Source organism: Kocuria sp. CPCC 205297, from assembly GCF_040981035.1.
In the GTDB taxonomy this organism is placed as follows: Bacteria; Actinomycetota; Actinomycetes; order Actinomycetales; family Micrococcaceae; genus Kocuria; species Kocuria marina.
This window is the reverse complement of record NZ_JAVKPY010000008.1, coordinates 108522-123500: the sequence shown is the minus strand read 5'-3', so window position 1 is coordinate 123500 and position 14979 is coordinate 108522. Positions and strand designations below refer to the sequence as shown.

Annotated in this window: 13 protein-coding genes; 7 read left to right on the top strand and 6 right to left on the bottom strand. The window is 70.1% G+C overall.

Annotated elements, in window-relative coordinates; genetic code table 11:
* Nucleotides 1-52: 52 nt before the first annotated feature.
* The gene (locus tag RF650_RS09245) at nucleotides 53-1480 is read left to right on the top strand and encodes a mycothione reductase (protein ID WP_368814739.1); all 1428 of its coding nucleotides are present in this window, start codon (nucleotides 53-55) and stop codon (nucleotides 1478-1480) included.
* Between the two features lie 70 nt (nucleotides 1481-1550).
* On the opposite strand, the gene RF650_RS09240 is transcribed toward RF650_RS09245, so the two are convergent.
* From RF650_RS09240 to RF650_RS09230, 3 genes are all read right to left on the bottom strand, one after another.
* The gene (locus tag RF650_RS09240; RefSeq protein WP_368814738.1) at nucleotides 1551-3359 is read right to left on the bottom strand and encodes a long-chain fatty acid--CoA ligase; all 1809 of its coding nucleotides are present in this window, start codon (nucleotides 3357-3359) and stop codon (nucleotides 1551-1553) included.
* 167 nt (nucleotides 3360-3526) lie between these two features.
* A complete protein-coding gene (locus RF650_RS09235; protein ID WP_368814737.1) occupies nucleotides 3527-3940 on the bottom strand; it encodes a hypothetical protein in 414 nt (137 codons plus the stop codon).
* The gene (locus tag RF650_RS09230) at nucleotides 3937-4728 is read right to left on the bottom strand and encodes a carboxylesterase (protein WP_131333107.1); all 792 of its coding nucleotides are present in this window, start codon (nucleotides 4726-4728) and stop codon (nucleotides 3937-3939) included. Before RF650_RS09230 ends, RF650_RS09235 begins: the two co-directional genes overlap by 4 nt.
* A gap of 150 nt (nucleotides 4729-4878) precedes the next feature.
* On the opposite strand from RF650_RS09230, the gene RF650_RS09225 reads away from it, so the two are divergent.
* Together RF650_RS09225 and RF650_RS09220 are read left to right on the top strand one after the other, a co-directional pair.
* The gene (locus RF650_RS09225) at nucleotides 4879-5724 is read left to right on the top strand and encodes a lysophospholipid acyltransferase family protein (protein ID WP_368814736.1); all 846 of its coding nucleotides are present in this window, start codon (nucleotides 4879-4881) and stop codon (nucleotides 5722-5724) included.
* Nucleotides 5725-5733: 9 nt separating this feature from the next.
* Entirely contained in the window at nucleotides 5734-7128 is a 1395-nt protein-coding gene (locus RF650_RS09220; protein ID WP_098055245.1) for a class II 3-deoxy-7-phosphoheptulonate synthase, read from the top strand.
* Nucleotides 7129-7279: 151 nt separating this feature from the next.
* On the opposite strand, the gene RF650_RS09215 is transcribed toward RF650_RS09220, so the two are convergent.
* Both RF650_RS09215 and RF650_RS09210 read right to left on the bottom strand, forming a co-directional pair.
* Nucleotides 7280-9208, bottom strand: a complete 1929-nt coding sequence (locus tag RF650_RS09215) for a protein kinase (protein WP_368814735.1) — start codon at nucleotides 9206-9208, stop codon at nucleotides 7280-7282.
* 4 nt (nucleotides 9209-9212) lie between these two features.
* Nucleotides 9213-10334 carry a LysM peptidoglycan-binding domain-containing protein gene (locus RF650_RS09210; RefSeq protein ID WP_131333105.1) on the bottom strand — a complete coding sequence of 374 codons (1122 nt, stop codon included), beginning with the start codon at nucleotides 10332-10334 and terminating at the stop codon, nucleotides 9213-9215.
* A 142-nt stretch (nucleotides 10335-10476) separates the two neighbouring features.
* On the opposite strand from RF650_RS09210, the gene RF650_RS09205 reads away from it, so the two are divergent.
* Nucleotides 10477-10863 (top strand): Rv2175c family DNA-binding protein, encoded by a 387-nt coding sequence (locus RF650_RS09205; RefSeq protein WP_131333104.1) that lies wholly within the window; start codon nucleotides 10477-10479, stop codon nucleotides 10861-10863.
* A 20-nt stretch (nucleotides 10864-10883) separates the two neighbouring features.
* Here the strand turns inward: RF650_RS09205 and RF650_RS09200 are convergent, their stop codons facing one another.
* Nucleotides 10884-11993: a polyprenyl synthetase family protein gene (locus RF650_RS09200; RefSeq protein ID WP_368814734.1), complete on the bottom strand. Its 1110-nt coding sequence runs from the start codon at nucleotides 11991-11993 to the stop codon at nucleotides 10884-10886.
* Nucleotides 11994-12345: 352 nt separating this feature from the next.
* Here RF650_RS09200 and dinB point away from each other — a divergent pair, with 352 nt between their 5' ends.
* From dinB to mraZ, 3 genes are all read left to right on the top strand, one after another.
* Entirely contained in the window at nucleotides 12346-13584 is a 1239-nt protein-coding gene (gene dinB / locus RF650_RS09195) for a DNA polymerase IV (protein WP_368814733.1), read from the top strand.
* Nucleotides 13585-13637: 53 nt separating this feature from the next.
* Nucleotides 13638-14054: a DUF3040 domain-containing protein gene (locus RF650_RS09190; RefSeq protein ID WP_193519394.1), complete on the top strand. Its 417-nt coding sequence runs from the start codon at nucleotides 13638-13640 to the stop codon at nucleotides 14052-14054.
* 265 nt (nucleotides 14055-14319) lie between these two features.
* Nucleotides 14320-14751 carry a division/cell wall cluster transcriptional repressor MraZ gene (mraZ, locus tag RF650_RS09185; RefSeq protein ID WP_035961210.1) on the top strand — a complete coding sequence of 144 codons (432 nt, stop codon included), beginning with the start codon at nucleotides 14320-14322 and terminating at the stop codon, nucleotides 14749-14751.
* Nucleotides 14752-14979 lie beyond the last annotated feature (228 nt).

The window sequence follows — 14979 nt, the reverse complement described above, 5'->3', positions numbered from 1 at the left end:
CGCCGCCCCGCCTGTCCTCGGACGCGCGGGGCGGCGGCCTAGGATGGGGCGCATGCGTTCTTTCGACCTGATCATCGTGGGCTCCGGCTCCGGCAACTCCATCCTCACAGACGAGCACGCGGACCTCGACGTCGCCATCGTGGAACCCGGCCGGTTCGGCGGCACGTGCCTCAACGTGGGGTGCATCCCCACCAAGATGTACGCCTACCCGGCCACCGTGGGGGACCAAGCGCGGGACGCCATACGGCTGGGCCTGGATGCCGTGATCGAGGGTGTGGACTGGCCCGGCATGCGGGATCGCATCTTCGCCCGGATCGACGCGATCTCCAAGAACGGGCTGCAGTACCGCGAGTCGCTCGACAACGTCACGGTGATCCAGGAGTACGTGCACTTCGTGGAACCCAAGGTCCTCGAGACCGAGTCCGGGCAGCGGATCACCGCCGATGAGATCGTGCTGGCCAACGGTTCGCGGGTCAGCATCCCGGACGTGCTGGGTACCGACCTGCCCGGGGTACACACCTCGGACACCGTGATGCGCCTGGACGAGTTCCCCCGAGACGTCATCGTGGTGGGCGGCGGGTACGTGGCCGCCGAGTTCTGCCACGTTTTCCGCGGACTGGGCGCCTCCGTGACCCAGCTCAACCGTTCGCAGCGCTTGTTGCGCGAACACGACGACACGATCGTCGAACGCTTCACGCGCGAGGCCGCCGAACAGTGGGACCTGCAACTCGGGTGGACGCTGTCCGGGATCGAGCGTGCCGAGGACGGCCGCCTGACGGTGTCGGCGCAGGCCTCCGATGGTTCCGGGCAGCACTGGGACGGCACCGCCGACGTCGTCCTGCTGGCCACGGGGCGCGTCCCCAATGCGGACACGCTGCGCCCGGAAGCCGCCCACCTGGACGTCACCGGCGGCGGTCTGCTCGCCGTGGATGAGTACCAGCGTGTGCTCTCGGACGGGGAACCCGTGACCGGTGTGTGGGCCCTCGGGGACGTGTGCTCCCCGTACCAGCTCAAGCACGTGGCCAACGCCGAGGCCCGCACGGTCTCCCACAACGTGGTGCACCCGCAGGATCTGCGCGCGACCGATCACCGCTACGTGCCGTCCGCGGTGTTCACCGAACCGCAGATCGCGTCCGTGGGCATGACCGAGGTCCAGGCCCGCGACTGGGCCGCCCGGAACGACGAGCGGATCACGGTCAAGGAACAGGACTTCGGGGACGTGGCCTACGGATGGGCCATGGAGGACCACGCTGGGATCTGCAAACTCATCGCGAACGCCCGCACCGGCGAGCTGCTGGGGGCACACCTCATCGGCCGCGATTCCTCCAACCTGATCCAGCCGCTCGTCCAGGGCATGTCCTTCGGGCTGCGGGCCCACGAAATGGCACGCGGCCAGTATTGGATCCACCCCGCGCTCGCGGAGGTCGTGGAGAACGCGCTGCTGGGTCTGGACGTCCCCGGGCAGCGCACGAAGAACTGAACCGAGCCCCCGGACCCCGGTATGCGAAGCGCAGTTCCTGGCCCGGGCACCCCGCGGCGTCGGCGGGCTGTCAGCGCGCGTAGATGTCCTCGATCTCGCGCGCGAAGTCCTGGGCGACCTTGGCCCGCTTGAGCTTCATGGACGGAGTGAGGTGACCGTCCTCGATCGTGAGGTCACGGTCCAGGATGCGGAAGGCCTTGATGCCCTCCGCGCGGGAGACCTTGGCGTTGGCGTGGTCCACGATCTTCTGGACGTGGTCGATGACGGCCTCCTCGCGTGCGGCCCGGTCGACGCTCATGGTCGGATCCAGCCCGAGTCCGGGCAGCACCTTGGGCAGCGTCTCGGGGTCCAGGGTGATCAGGGCGGCCACGAAGGGGCGGTCGTCCCCGACGACCATGATCTGCCCCACGGTCGCGGAGGCGCGGATGGGATCCTCGAGTTGGTTGGGGGTCACGTTCTTGCCGCCCGCGGTGACGATGATCTCCTTCTTGCGCCCCGTGACCGTGAGCAGACCCTCGTCGTCCAGGTGGCCCAGGTCCCCGGTGGCGAACCAACCGTCGAAGAACGCCTCGGCGGTCTTATCGGGCAGCCCGTGGTAGCCCTCGAACACGTTGGCGCCGCGCACGAGGATTTCCCCGTCCGCGGCGATCGCGACTTCGTTGCCGGGGATCGGGTGGCCCACCGTGCCGAGCCGGTTGAGGCTCGGGAAGTTCGCCGCGATGGGGGCGGTCGTCTCGGTGAGCCCGTAGCCCTCGACCACGTACACACCGATCCCGTTGAAGAAGTGCGCGAGGTAGTCGCCCAGACTCGCACCCCCGGAGACGGCGTAGCGCACGTCCCCGCCCATGGCCTGGCGCAGCGTGGAGTACACGAGCTTGTCGTAGAGGCGGTGGCGGGCTTCGAGCAGCGGCGGCACGGGGCCCTTCACGGCGGCGCGTGACCACGCGACGGCGGTCGCAACGGCCCGTTCGAAGATCAGCTTCTTCACCGGCGAACCGGCCTGGGCCTTGAACCGCGCGCCCACCAGAATCTTCTCGAACACGCGGGGCACGGCCAGGATGAACGTGGGCTTGAACCGGGCGAGGTCCTCCATGAGGTGGGAGACATCCGGCGTGTGGGCCAGGGTGATCCCGGCGTCCAGGGACGTGACCTCCACGAACCGGGCGAACACGTGCGCGAGCGGCAGGAACATGAGGGTGCGGGACCCCCCGGCCATGACGGCACCGGCCACCGGGATGGTGTTCTGCGAGCACGACACGAAATTGCGGTGGGTCAGTTCGCAGCCCTTGGGCGCACCCGTGGTCCCCGAGGTGTAGATGAGGGTCGCGACGTCGTCCAGGGTCACGCCGTCGTAGGGCGTCTGCAGATCCGTGCGGTCCGCGCCGCCCGCGATCATGGCCTCCAGGGAGTTTTCGCTGGAGGCGGTGTCGAAGACGCAGATCCGCCGTGCGGCCGCGAACTCCGTGATCCCGGTGGCCCGCTGCACGCGTTCGGCCAGTTCGTCGGTCTCCACGAAGATCGCCACGGCCTGCGAATCGGACATGATGTGGGCGATCTGATCGGGGGAGGACGTGTCGTAGACGGGCACCGGCACTGCGCCGGCCCACCACAGGGCGAAGTCCACGAGCGTCCACTCGTAGCGCGTGCGGCTCAGCAGGCCCACGCGCTCGCCGGGGCGGATGCCCTTCGCGGCGATCCCGCGGGCCAGGGCCACGACCTCGTCACGGAACTGTCGCGCCGTGACGTCCCGCTCGCGCCCTTCTGCGAGCACGGTGTACAGCACCGTGTCGGGCTTCTGCTCGGCGCGTTCGGCAAGGATGTGGGCGATGCCGGGGTACGGCAGGGGATCGACGATGGCCGGGGCGCTGACGCGTCGCATTGAGGGGCACCTTCCTGATGGGAACGGCTCTCAGCCTACTGTGTGTCGCGCCTCACTCCCGGCACATACTGGACGTGTCCACCACATGACGGCGACCCCGGCAGGATTGTGGCGGAGGCGCCCGCGTCCGGGGAGCCGGACCCGCTGGAACGCGCCGCGCGGACGCGTCAGACGACGGCGCCGTCGTCGTCCTCGGGGGAGTCCTGCGGCAGCGCGCGGAAGACCAGGTACAGACCCGTGACCAGACCCACGAGGCCCAGCAGCCACATAACCGGGGGCAGGGGACCGGGCAACAGGGCGAGTCCGACCATGATCACGATGACCGCGAGCACGGTGCTGAGGGCGCGCAGCATGGCGGGGGAGATTCCGCTCGTAACGGGCCCGGGATCAGGCTCGTAGCGTTCGTCCTCCCGGGTGTCCCGCAGTTCGACGGGGATCTCCTCGGCCGGTTGCTCGCGGGGCTCCCACGGGAAGTCCTCGGCCCACGGTTCGAGGTCCTCGTCGTCGCGGGGGACGTCGTCCCACGAGTTGTCGCGGATGATCCGCTCGAACGGGTCCTCCGGTGATTGGCGTGAACTCACGACGGGTCCTCGGGGAGGAACTGCTCGCCCCGGGACAACCGCTGGACCGCGTCCCGGGAGATCCGTTCGAGCAGCGGGGCATCGTGATCCAGGGTGGCCACGTGGTAGCTGTTCTGCAGATCGACCACGCGGACGTCCCCGGAACTGTGCTCGGCCACCAGGTCCGCGGAGTCCCCGGAGACGATGTGGTCCACCTCGGAACGGAACACCACGGTGGGCGCGGTGATCGCCGGGAGCATGCGCACGGTCCGGTGCATCAGCACGTTCAGCTGCGCGACGGCGGCGAGGGGCGTGCGGTCGTAGGTGGACTCCAGGACGTCCTCCTTCTTGACGTCGCCACCGATCCCGGGCAGGGACGCGACCACGGGACTCAGCAGGTGACTGAACCGCGCCATCCGGTTCACGAGGGACAGCGCGGGGTTCACGAGCAGCACCCCGGCGACCTCCCGCCGGGCTGCGGTGTGCAGGGCCAGCGCGCCGCCCATGGACAGCCCGCCCACGACCACGCGGTCGTGCTCGCGGCGCAACGCCCAGTACTGTTCGTCCACGGCGTCCCGCCAGGCCTGCCATGGTTGTTCGGCCAGTTCCTCCCACTGCGTCCCGTGCCCGGGCAGCAGGGGGACGCGCACGCCCGGGTGGGCTCCGGCGTCGTCGGTGGCCTCGTGGACGGCGTGCGCCCAATCCCGCACGGAGGCCGTGGTGGCCGTGAAGCCGTGCAGTAGGAGGACCCCCACGGAGGAGGAGCCGGGAAGGTGCAGGGGGCCGTGGAGCTGCTGATCGGAGAACATGGCGCCATTGTGCCAGCCGCCGCGAGAACTCGTGAGAGAATGTGGCGGAACAAAGGCACGGTGCCGCGCGTGCGCACTGGTGCACGGCCGGGTCACCGCGGGCATCCGGTGACTCCCGCGATGACGAAAGGGCTCCCGCTCATGGTGTACATGTTCTTGAAGACCTACGTGGTGGGCCCCGTGGTCAACCTGGTGTGCCGACCCACCGTGGTGGGTCTGGAGAACGTCCCCGAGCACGGCCCCGCGATCCTCGCGAGCAACCACCTGTCCGTCCCGGACGCCATCTTTATGCCCGTGGCCGTGCCGCGCCAGGTGTATTTCCTGGCCAAGTCCGAGTACTTCACGACCCCCGGGCTCAAGGGGCGCGTGATCGGCGCGTTCTTCAAAGCCATCAACCAGATCCCCATGGACCGCAGGGGTGGCAAGGCCAGCGCCAAATCGCTCAGTGCCGGCGGTCAGGCACTCGCCGAGGGCAAGCTGATCGGGATCTACCCGGAGGGCACGCGCTCCCCGGACGGTCGGCTCTACAAGGGGAAGATCGGTGTGGCCCGCCTCGCGCTGGAGACCGGGGCCCCCGTAATCCCCGTGGCGATGTTCGGCACGGACAAGATGCAGCCCCTGGGCTCACGGTTCCCGGATCCGCGTCGTGCCAAGGTCACCACGGTCTTCGGTGAGCCCATGGACTTCTCGGACCTGATGTCCCGGCACGGGGACCACGCGACCATGCGCCGCGTGACGGACGAGATCATGGCCGCGATCCAGAAGATCTCTGGCCAGGAGATGGCGGACGTCTACGCTGCTGATCACAAGCGCGCGCTCGCCGAGGAGAAGACTGCAGCGCTCAAGGACCAGGCCCGCGACGTCGTCGAGGCCACCCGGGACAAGGGACGCGCGGTCACGGACGCCGTGTCCCAGCAGGCGAGCAACCTGGGCGCCAAGCTGCAGGGACGTTCACATGACGGAACGGACGAGCGCGGTCCCAAGGAATCCGCCTAGACTGTCCGAATGAGTTCCATAACGCTGCCTGAACAGATCCGAACCGTGTCGTCCCCCTCCCCGAGCGCGGCGAACTATCCCGGCCTGGACGAGTGGCGGGACAAGACGATCGGTCAGCACCCCCAGTGGGCGCAGCACCCCGACTTCGCGAGCAGCATGCAGGAGCTCAACGCCGTCCCGCCCCTCGTGTTCGCGGGGGAGGTAGACCGGCTGCGCGCGCGCCTGGCCCAGGTGGCCAACGGTGAGGCGTTCTTCCTGCAGGGCGGCGACTGCGCCGAGACGTTTGCCGGTGCCACCGCGGACAAGATCTCGGCCCGGGTGCGCACGCTGCTGCAGATGGCCGTGGTGCTCACGTACGGCGCGTCGCTGCCCGTGGTCAAGATGGGGCGCATGGCGGGGCAGTTCTCCAAGCCGCGTTCGTCCAACGACGAGACCCGCGACGGCGTGACCCTGCCCTCGTTCCGTGGGGAGATGGTCAACGGTTTCGACTTCACCGAGGAGTCCCGCGTTCACGATCCCAAGCGGATGGTGCGCGGTTACCACACGTCCGCGTCCACGCTGAACCTGATTCGCGCCTTCACCCAGGGCGGGTTCGCGGACCTGCGCCGCGTGCACGCGTGGAACATGGGCTTTGCGGCCAACCCGGCATACGCCCGCTACGAGTCCATGGCGCGCGAGATCGACCACGCGGTGAAGTTCATGGCCGCGTGCGGCTCCGACTTCGACGCTCTCAAGACCACCGAGTTCTTCGCGGGTCACGAGGCGCTGCTGCTTGACTACGAGCGTGCACTGACCCGCATCGACTCCCGCACGAACCTGCCGTACGGCACATCCGCGCACTTCCTGTGGATCGGGGAGCGCACGCGCGAACTCGACGGCGCGCACGTGGACCTGCTCTCCCGGTTGCGCAATCCCATCGGCGTCAAGCTCGGCCCGTCCACCACGGGCGACGACGCCCTGCGGCTCATCGATGCCCTGGACCCCGAGCGCGAGCCGGGTCGCCTGACGTTCATCACCCGCATGGGTGCCAAGAACATCCGCGAGAAGCTGCCCCCGGTGATCCAGGCCGTGGAGGCGTCGGGTGCCAAGCCCGTGTGGGTCACGGACCCCATGCACGGCAACACGGTCTCGCTGCCCTCGGGGTACAAGACCCGCAACTTCGACGACATCGTGGATGAGGTCCGCGGCTTCTTCGAGGTGCACCGCGCGCTGGGTACGTTCCCGGGCGGCATCCACGTGGAGATGACCGGTGACGACGTCGCGGAGTGCCTGGGCGGGTCCGACCCGGTCAACGAGTCCTCGTTCGCCGAACGTTACGAGACGCTGTGCGACCCCCGGTTGAACCACATGCAGTCCCTGGAGATCGCGTTCCTGGTCGCGGAGTACCTCTCCCAGCAGAACTGATCCGGTGACATGCGATGACCCCGGCACGGGTGGTGCCGGGGTCATCTTTCGTGTGTAAGGCGTCCGTGCCGTCATCGCCTTCGGGGCGCGGGTGTCACGGCGTGGTCGTGACAGCACGGTCGCCACTCATGCGGTCGTGTCCGCACGACCGTCACAACACGGTGAGGATCACCGTGTTCCCGTCCTCACGCTGGCGCACGACCCGGTTGAGGTGGGAACCAATGGGTGAGTTGATCTCCACCGTGTACCCCTGCTCCTCGAGGCTCTGCCGGGCGGAGTCCGCGTCCTGGCCCACCACGTTGGGCGGTGCACCCTGCGGGGTGTCCGCGGCGAGGGTCAGGGCCACGGTCGTGCCCTCGTCCACGCTCGTCCCCGCAGCGGGGGACTGCCCGAGCACGGTGTCCACGGCCTGCGCGGAGTACTCCCGCGAGATCTCGCCCACGCGCAGCCCGGCGCCGGTGATCGCGGCCCGGGCGTCGTCGCCCGCTGAACCGACCACGGTGGGAACGCTCACGCGGGCAGGACCCTCGGAGACCACCAGGTTGACCTGCTCGATACCGCGCACGGTGGTGGAGGCCCCGGGATCCGTGGCGATCACGATGCCCTGCGGGACCTCGGGGCTCGTGGTCGAGCGCACGCCCACGTTGGAGATGCCCGCGCTGTTGAGGGCGCGTTCCGCGGTTGCGGTGTCCTGACCTGCGACGGCAGGGACGGTCGCGGACGCCGTCCCGGGGGCCGAGCCGAGCCACCAGCCCAGGAATCCGGCCACCGAGAGCAGCAGCGCGAAGACCACGGCGCCCACGGCCAGGTGCAGGGCAAGGGGCTGGGGGTTCAGCCGGACCCGGGGTGTGTCGCGGGAGCGGTGGGCGGTGGAGCCCACCTGGGTCATGGCGATGGTCCCGGTCGCATCGGGCTCGAAGGCGGGCAGGATCGGCGCACCGGCCCCGCGCTCGCCGGGACGGCCCATTCCATGCGTGTGCTGACTACCGAGCGGGGTGGTGGCGTTCTCCCCGGTGGGATCCGCTCCCGCATCGCCGAGGGCCTCCGTGGGTACTCCGCCGAGTGCCTGCGTCGGCGCCTCGGCGGCGTCGCCTCCCGCGGTGGGAACGGTGGCCGCGCCGGCAGCGGCGGACGCTCCCGCAGCGCCGGCCAGTGCCCCTCCGGCGACCGCCGCCGCAGCCGTCGAGGCGTGGGACCCGCCTCCCAGGACGACCGTGTCCGTGTCCCGCAGTGAGGGCGGGTCGATCTGCTCGGGCAGCGAGCGTCGGATGGCCAGCGCGAGGTCCAGCAGCGCCGCGGCGTCGGCGGGGCGCTGGGCAGCGTCGCGGGACGTCGCGCGCAGCACGAACTCGTCGAGCGCGGCGGGGACGCCCTGCGCGAGCCCACTGGGGGCGGGGACGTCCCGGCTCACGTGGGCGGTCGCGACCTGCAGGGCGGTACCGGTGTACGGGCGTGAGCCCGTGAGCATCTCGTACGCCATGATCCCCACGGCGTAGACGTCGCTGCGCTGGTCCACGGGGCCGTCCCCCACGAGTTCGGGGGCGGCGTAGCCCACCGTGCCCATGACCGTGGTGCTCGTGGTGTGCTCGTCCACGGCGCGAGTCAGTCCGAAGTCGGCAACCTTGACCTGCCCGCCCCGGGTCAGAAGGACGTTCTCGGGCTTCACGTCCCGGTGGACCAGGCCGATCCGGTGCGCCTGGGTGAGGCCGCGCAGCACGGGGATCAGCAGGTCGAGCGTGCGGCGCGGTGTCATGGGCGCCTCATGGGCCACGACGTCGCGCAGAGTGGGCCCGTCCACGTATTCCAGGACCAGGTAGAGCACGCCATCCGCGGTGTGACCCTGGTCCAGGACGGCCACCACGTTGGGGTGGTGCAGGCGCGCGGCGGACTTGGCCTCACGCCGTGCCCTGGCCAGGAAGGACGGGTCGTCCGCGACGTGGGGGTGCATGATCTTCAGGGCCACGGGACGTTCGAGCCGTTCGTCGAGCCCCTCGTAGACCGTGGCCGTACCGCCGCGGGCGATCAGGCGGCGGACCTGGTACCGGCCCTCCAGCAGGGATCCCACGCGGTGGTCGTTCATGCTGCTACTGGGCAAATTCTCGTTCCTGTGCGCTCACGGCTTTCACGTACGCCTTGGTGTCGGGGTACATACCGTACGTCTTCACGCCGTGCAGTCCCTGATAGTAGGCGCCGATCCCCGCGGCCTTGTTGGGGGCCTTGGCCTGCAGCTCCCGGATCAGCGCGACCCCCGCGGTGATGTTGTCCTGGGGGTCCAGCAGGTCCAGGTCCCGACCCACCATCGCGGACGCCCACTCACCGGCGGACGGGATCACTTGCATGGTGCCCACGGCGTCCGCGGGGGAGACCACCCCGTGGCGGAACCCGGATTCCTGCGAGGCGTGGGCGAGCGCGAGCGCCGGGTCCACCCCCAACTCCTGGGCGGTCGCTCGCACCATCTCACGGATCTGCTCCGGGGCCGGCAGTTGGCGCTGCTGCAACTGGGCGTGGTGTCGGTTCGCGGACTCCACGACCTCGCGGGGGTACGTGCGGCCCGCGAACGTGTCACCCACGGCGGCCTTGTGCTTCGGGGCCGCGGCCGTGCCAGCGTCACGCACCGTCGCGGCGGGTTCGGACGACGACGCCGCTCGGGCGGGTCCCGCCGCCCCGCCCGGGATCGTGAGTCCCTGGCCCGGGCGCAACACGGAGGCAGCGGAGACCCCGTTGGCCCGCATGAGCTCGGCCACGCTCACGCCGTAGCGCTGCGCGAGGTCCCACAGGGTGTCACCGGCGGCCACGGTGTGGCGCCGGGAGCCGCCGCGGTCGGAGCCGGCCGGGTCTGCGTCGTCGGCGCGCGATGCGGCCGCGGAGGAGGAGGCGGGAGCGCGGTCCGATCCCGGGATCACGAGCCGCTGGCCGGGGCGGATCATGCCGTGGGCCGGGAGCTTGTTGACGCTCATCAGGTCTTGGACTCGCACCCCGTGGGCGGTCGCCAGGGACCACAGGGAGTCCCCGGGGGCCACGGTCACGTGCGTGGACTGGGCATGATGCGCCACGTGGACGTTCGGGGCGGGCGCCGGCGCGGCGTGCGCGGAACCCACGGTGCCCAGGGCGGTGAGGGCGGCCAGCGCGGCGGCGGAGCCCTGCGCGGCGCGGCGGGACCATGTGGAACGGGGGGACCGGCGGTCGTGGGGCGGGTCAACCGGCATGTTCGCGATTCCTACCTCTGGACGGGGGAGCGGGGGAAGATCCGGCGGCACCCTCCGGTACAGCACGGTGCCCCCAGATTACCCGACCCCCGGTCGCGACCGGTGTGTGAGCCGGTCGGTGCGCCGTGGCACAGTAGGGTTCGTGAACTACTCAACCGATCTCTCCGCCCAGGAATTCGCCGAACTCGACTCGTTGGTGGGTGAGTGGACCTACCTTCCCGACATCGCCGAGGCCATGGACATCCAGATCACCCGGGTGCACCGGCTCGTGGACGACGGCGCCCTGCTCGAGGTGCGCCGACCCGAAGACCGCGTGCGTGTGGTCCCCGCCGAATTCATGGACGGCGACCGCCCCGTGGACTCCCTCAAGGGGACCGTGGCCGTCCTGCGGGATGCCGCCTACACGGACGCCCAGGCGATCCGCTGGCTGTTCACCGAGGACGAGTCCCTGCCCGGGCGGCCCATCGACGCGCTGCGCCGTGGCCAGAAGACCGAGGTGCGCCGCAGGGCACAGGCCCTGGGCTGGTGACACCCGCCCGCTGAGTCGGCCTACTTGGCGCGGCGCACGGCGGCGTCGGCGAGCGCCTGCAGTCCGGCCCGGGCGACGTCATCGGTGCGCAAGCGCGCCAGCTGCGTGTCCGCGGTGCGCACGAGGGACGCGATGAGTTCCTCCGAGCGCGCGTGGGCGCCGCTGACTCGCATGAGGTCCCGCGCGCGGTGCACTTCCTGCTCGGTGAGTTCCGCGCGGCCGAGCACCGATTCGAGCCACGCGATGTCCTCGGCCGAACTCGATGCCGCGCACAGTGCGATCAGCGCGGTGCGCTTGCCCTCGCGGATGTCGTCCCCGGCGGGCTTGCCCGTGGTCTCCGGGTCGCCGAAGACCCCCAGGACGTCATCGCGCAATTGGAAAGCCTCGCCGACCGGCAGCGCGAACGCGGAGCAGTCCGCGAGGAACGCGCGGTCCGCGCCGGCGAGTGCCGCGCCGATCTCCACGGGGTGCTCCACCGAGTACTTGGCGGACTTGTAGCGCAGCACGGTCATGGCACGCTCGAGTTGTTTCTCGGGGTCGCCCACGGCGGGAGCGACCTCCGCGTGGATGTCCAGGTACTGCCCGGCCATGACCTCGGTGCGCATCGTGGAGAAGATCTCCCGTGCGGTCGCTGCCGCGTCCCTGGCGACGCGCGCGGTGGCGTCGGCGAAGAGTTGTTCCGCGAAGGACAGGCTCATGTCCCCGGTGAGGACGGCCGCGCTGACTCCGAAGTGGGCGGCGTCCGCGAACCACCCGGCGTCGCGGTGCAGAGCCTCGAAAACGCGGTGCACACTGGGCTTGCCGCGGCGCGTGTCCGAGCGGTCCAGGATGTCGTCGTGGATCAGCGCCGCGGTCTGGAAAAGTTCCAGGGACGACGCGGCGGCCACGGCGACGTCGTCCACCACGGCCCCGCCCGCCGCGCGCCAGCCCCAGTAGCACAGCCGTGCGCGCAGGCGCTTGCCGCCGCGCGTGAGGTCCTCGATCGCGTCCACGAGCACGGTCGCGTGCGGGGAGATCCCGGTGACCCGTTCGCGTTCCCGCGCGAAGAACTCGGTGATCCGCTCGTCCAGGAGCGCGGAGAAGTCACGGTCCTGTTGCGTCGCGGTGACGGACGCGTCGGAAAGGGTCATGCCAGGGCACCTTTGATCGAGGGGATGCTGTCGGCCGCGCTGCGCGGTACCGCGGGTCGCGGCGGGCGTCACGGGCACGGGCTCCACGACGCCGGGCCGCCCCGCGGGCGCCCGACCAGCCTAACCGGACGCGGCGCCGCGGATGCGTATCGGTGCCGCCCCGTCGAGCGGCCCGGGGCCGGACAAGTTCGTGGCGCCGTGGCCCGTGTGCGTGTCGGAGCCCCTTCCTAGGCTTACGAAAGACGAACCAGATCCCGCGCGAGTGGCATGTCCGTCATCAACGGGTCTCGATCCGGACGGGTCCCGCGTGGCGATGGGTTCCCGATGCCGGAGGGTCGTGGAAGGAGGCGCCATGGGCGGGCCGAGTCCGCAGCAACTGGCCGAGTACCGGCGCTGCGCCATCCTGCACGTGGACATGGACATGTTCTACGTGGGCGTGGAACTGCTCAACGCCCCCCAGTACCGCGGCCGCCCCGTGATCGTGGCCGGTTCCGGTCCGCGCTCGGTGGTGCTCTCCGCGTCCTACGAGGCCCGCCGGTACGGCGTGAACTCCGCGATGCCCGTGTCCCAGGCCCGCGCTCGCTGCCCCTCCGCGGTGGTGCTCGAACCGCATCGCGAGGCGTACACCCATTACTCACGGATCGTGATGGACATCTTCCGCTCGGTCACGGACCGCGTGGAGCAGCTGAGCGTGGACGAGGCGTTCGTGGACGTGTCCGGGGCGATCCGGCGCAGCGGACCGCCCGTCGAGATCGCCCGGACCCTGCGGCGCGTGATCCACGAACGCACGGGACTCACCGCCTCCGTGGGGGTCGCGGAGAACAAGACGGTCGCCAAGATCGCCTCCGCCTACTGCAAGCCGGACGGGCTGCTCGTGGTGACGCCCGAGCACACCCTCGCGTTCCTGGCACAGCTGCCGGTGGGCAAGTTGTGGGGGGTGGGCAAGCGCACCTCCGAGATCCTGCAGTCCGCCGGGCTGTCCACGGTCGGGGACATCGCCGCCACGCCGTTGCCCCGGTTGCACGCGCTCGTGGGCACCGCTTCCGGGACACATTTGAAACAATTGGCCACCGGCCACGACCCCCGTCCCGTGACGCCCGCGCGCGAGGAGAAGAGCATCGGGGCCGAACGGACGTTCCAGCGCGACGTCGCCGACAGTGCGGCTCTGAAACGTGTGCTGCTGGGCCTGGCCCACGACACCGCGGTCCGGTTGCGCAGGCACGGACTGCGCGCCGGGCGCGTGGGACTCAAGCTGCGCTACGCCGATTTTTCGACCATCACCCGCTCCAGGACGCTGAGTCACCCCGTCACCGCGGCCCACGATCTCTACACCGAAGCGTGCGCTCTACTGGACGGTCTGGGCCCGCGAGCGCAGGCCGTGCGGCTCGTGGGCATCAGGGCGGAGAAGCTCACCGGGGCCGATCGCGCGTTCCAGTTGAGCCTGGACGGACGGGAGGAGGAATGGGGTGCCGCGGAGGAAGCCATGGACCGCGTGCACCACCGATTCGGCCCCGGAATTGTGCGCCCAGCCAAACTCATGGAAGCGACGATGCCAATCCGTCCCGCACGGGATATTCTGGACGGTACGTGAGGAAGGCAGCCGTACCGCCCCCGCCTCGCTCCCTCAACACCACAGGAGGAATCGTGCCTCTCTCCGAGCACGAACAACAGCTTCTCGCCCAGCTCGAGAAGCAGTTGCACGACGACGACCCCCGCTTCGCGTCGACCATGCACACCGAAGCGGTTCGGGGGCGCGGGTCCATGCGCAACGTCGTGCTGGGGGTCGTGATCGCAGTGGTTGGCCTGGGCGTCCTGCTCGCCGGGGTCGCCATGCACCTGATCATCGTGGGCGTGTTGGGCTTCATCGTGATGGCCGCCGGCGCGTACGTGGCCACCGTGCGGGGCCGGGCCACCCCGGACAAGGGCGCGGCCAATCCCGGAGGCCCCGGGAGCGGGCCGTCCCATGGCGGGCCGTTCGGCCGCGGTCCCTCCGGTCCACGCAAGTCCTCCACTTTCCTCCAGAACCTCGAGGAGAAGTGGGACAAACGCAATCAGGGTTAGCGCTGAGCCTTCCCGCAGGCCGTCCAGCCCGTAAAACTTCCGAGAACTCCCCGGCACCGCGCCGGGGAGTTCTTTCATGTCCGGACCCATCGTCTCCGGCGTGCCCGCAGACCACGCCGGGAAAGGTGTGTCGACGACGCCCCGGGGCAGCGCCGTCGTGGCGTGCCGTGGAGGGGATCCGCGTTGACGGGGGAGGGCAGTGGAGTAAAGTGGAGGGTGGTAGAGAAGCGAGGGTTGGGCTGACCCTGGTTCGAAGGCGGTGGCTGTGTTTCTCGGAACATACGAACCGCGTTTGGACGACAAGGCCAGGCTGATTCTCCCGGCCAAGTTCCGGGCCGAACTGGCGGACGGACTCGTGCTGACCCGAGGGCAGGAACGCTGCCTGTACGTGTTCAGCGCGCAGGAGTTCGCCAGGGTCCACGAACAGATGCGGGCGGCCCCGTTGTCGTCCAAGCAGGCCAGGGATTACATCCGCGTTTTTCTCTCCGGGGCATCGGACGAGGTCCCGGACAAGCAAGGTCGCATCACCATTCCGGCGTCCCTGCGCTCGTACGCGGGCCTGGACCGGGAACTGGCGGTGATCGGGGCGGGCAGCCGCGCCGAGATCTGGGATGCGGCCTCGTGGCAGCAGTACCTGGCGGAGAAGGAAGCGGCTTTCTCCGCCACGGAGGACGAGGTCATACCCGGGCTGTTCTGATCACCCGAGGACCACCGCGCGGACCCCCGCCGGTGCCGTCCCCGGACATGAGATCTCCAGCCGCCCACGTCACCGTCCTGACTCGACTTCCCCCGAGTCAGGCCGGATTCGAGGGGCGAGCGGCGGATGGGGATCTGGTGTCCGGGCGCACCGTAGGATGCCCCCGGAGGACATCGGTGCCGTGCGCACCGAGACCTGCGACCCGTAGTACCCGCACGATCCGCGACA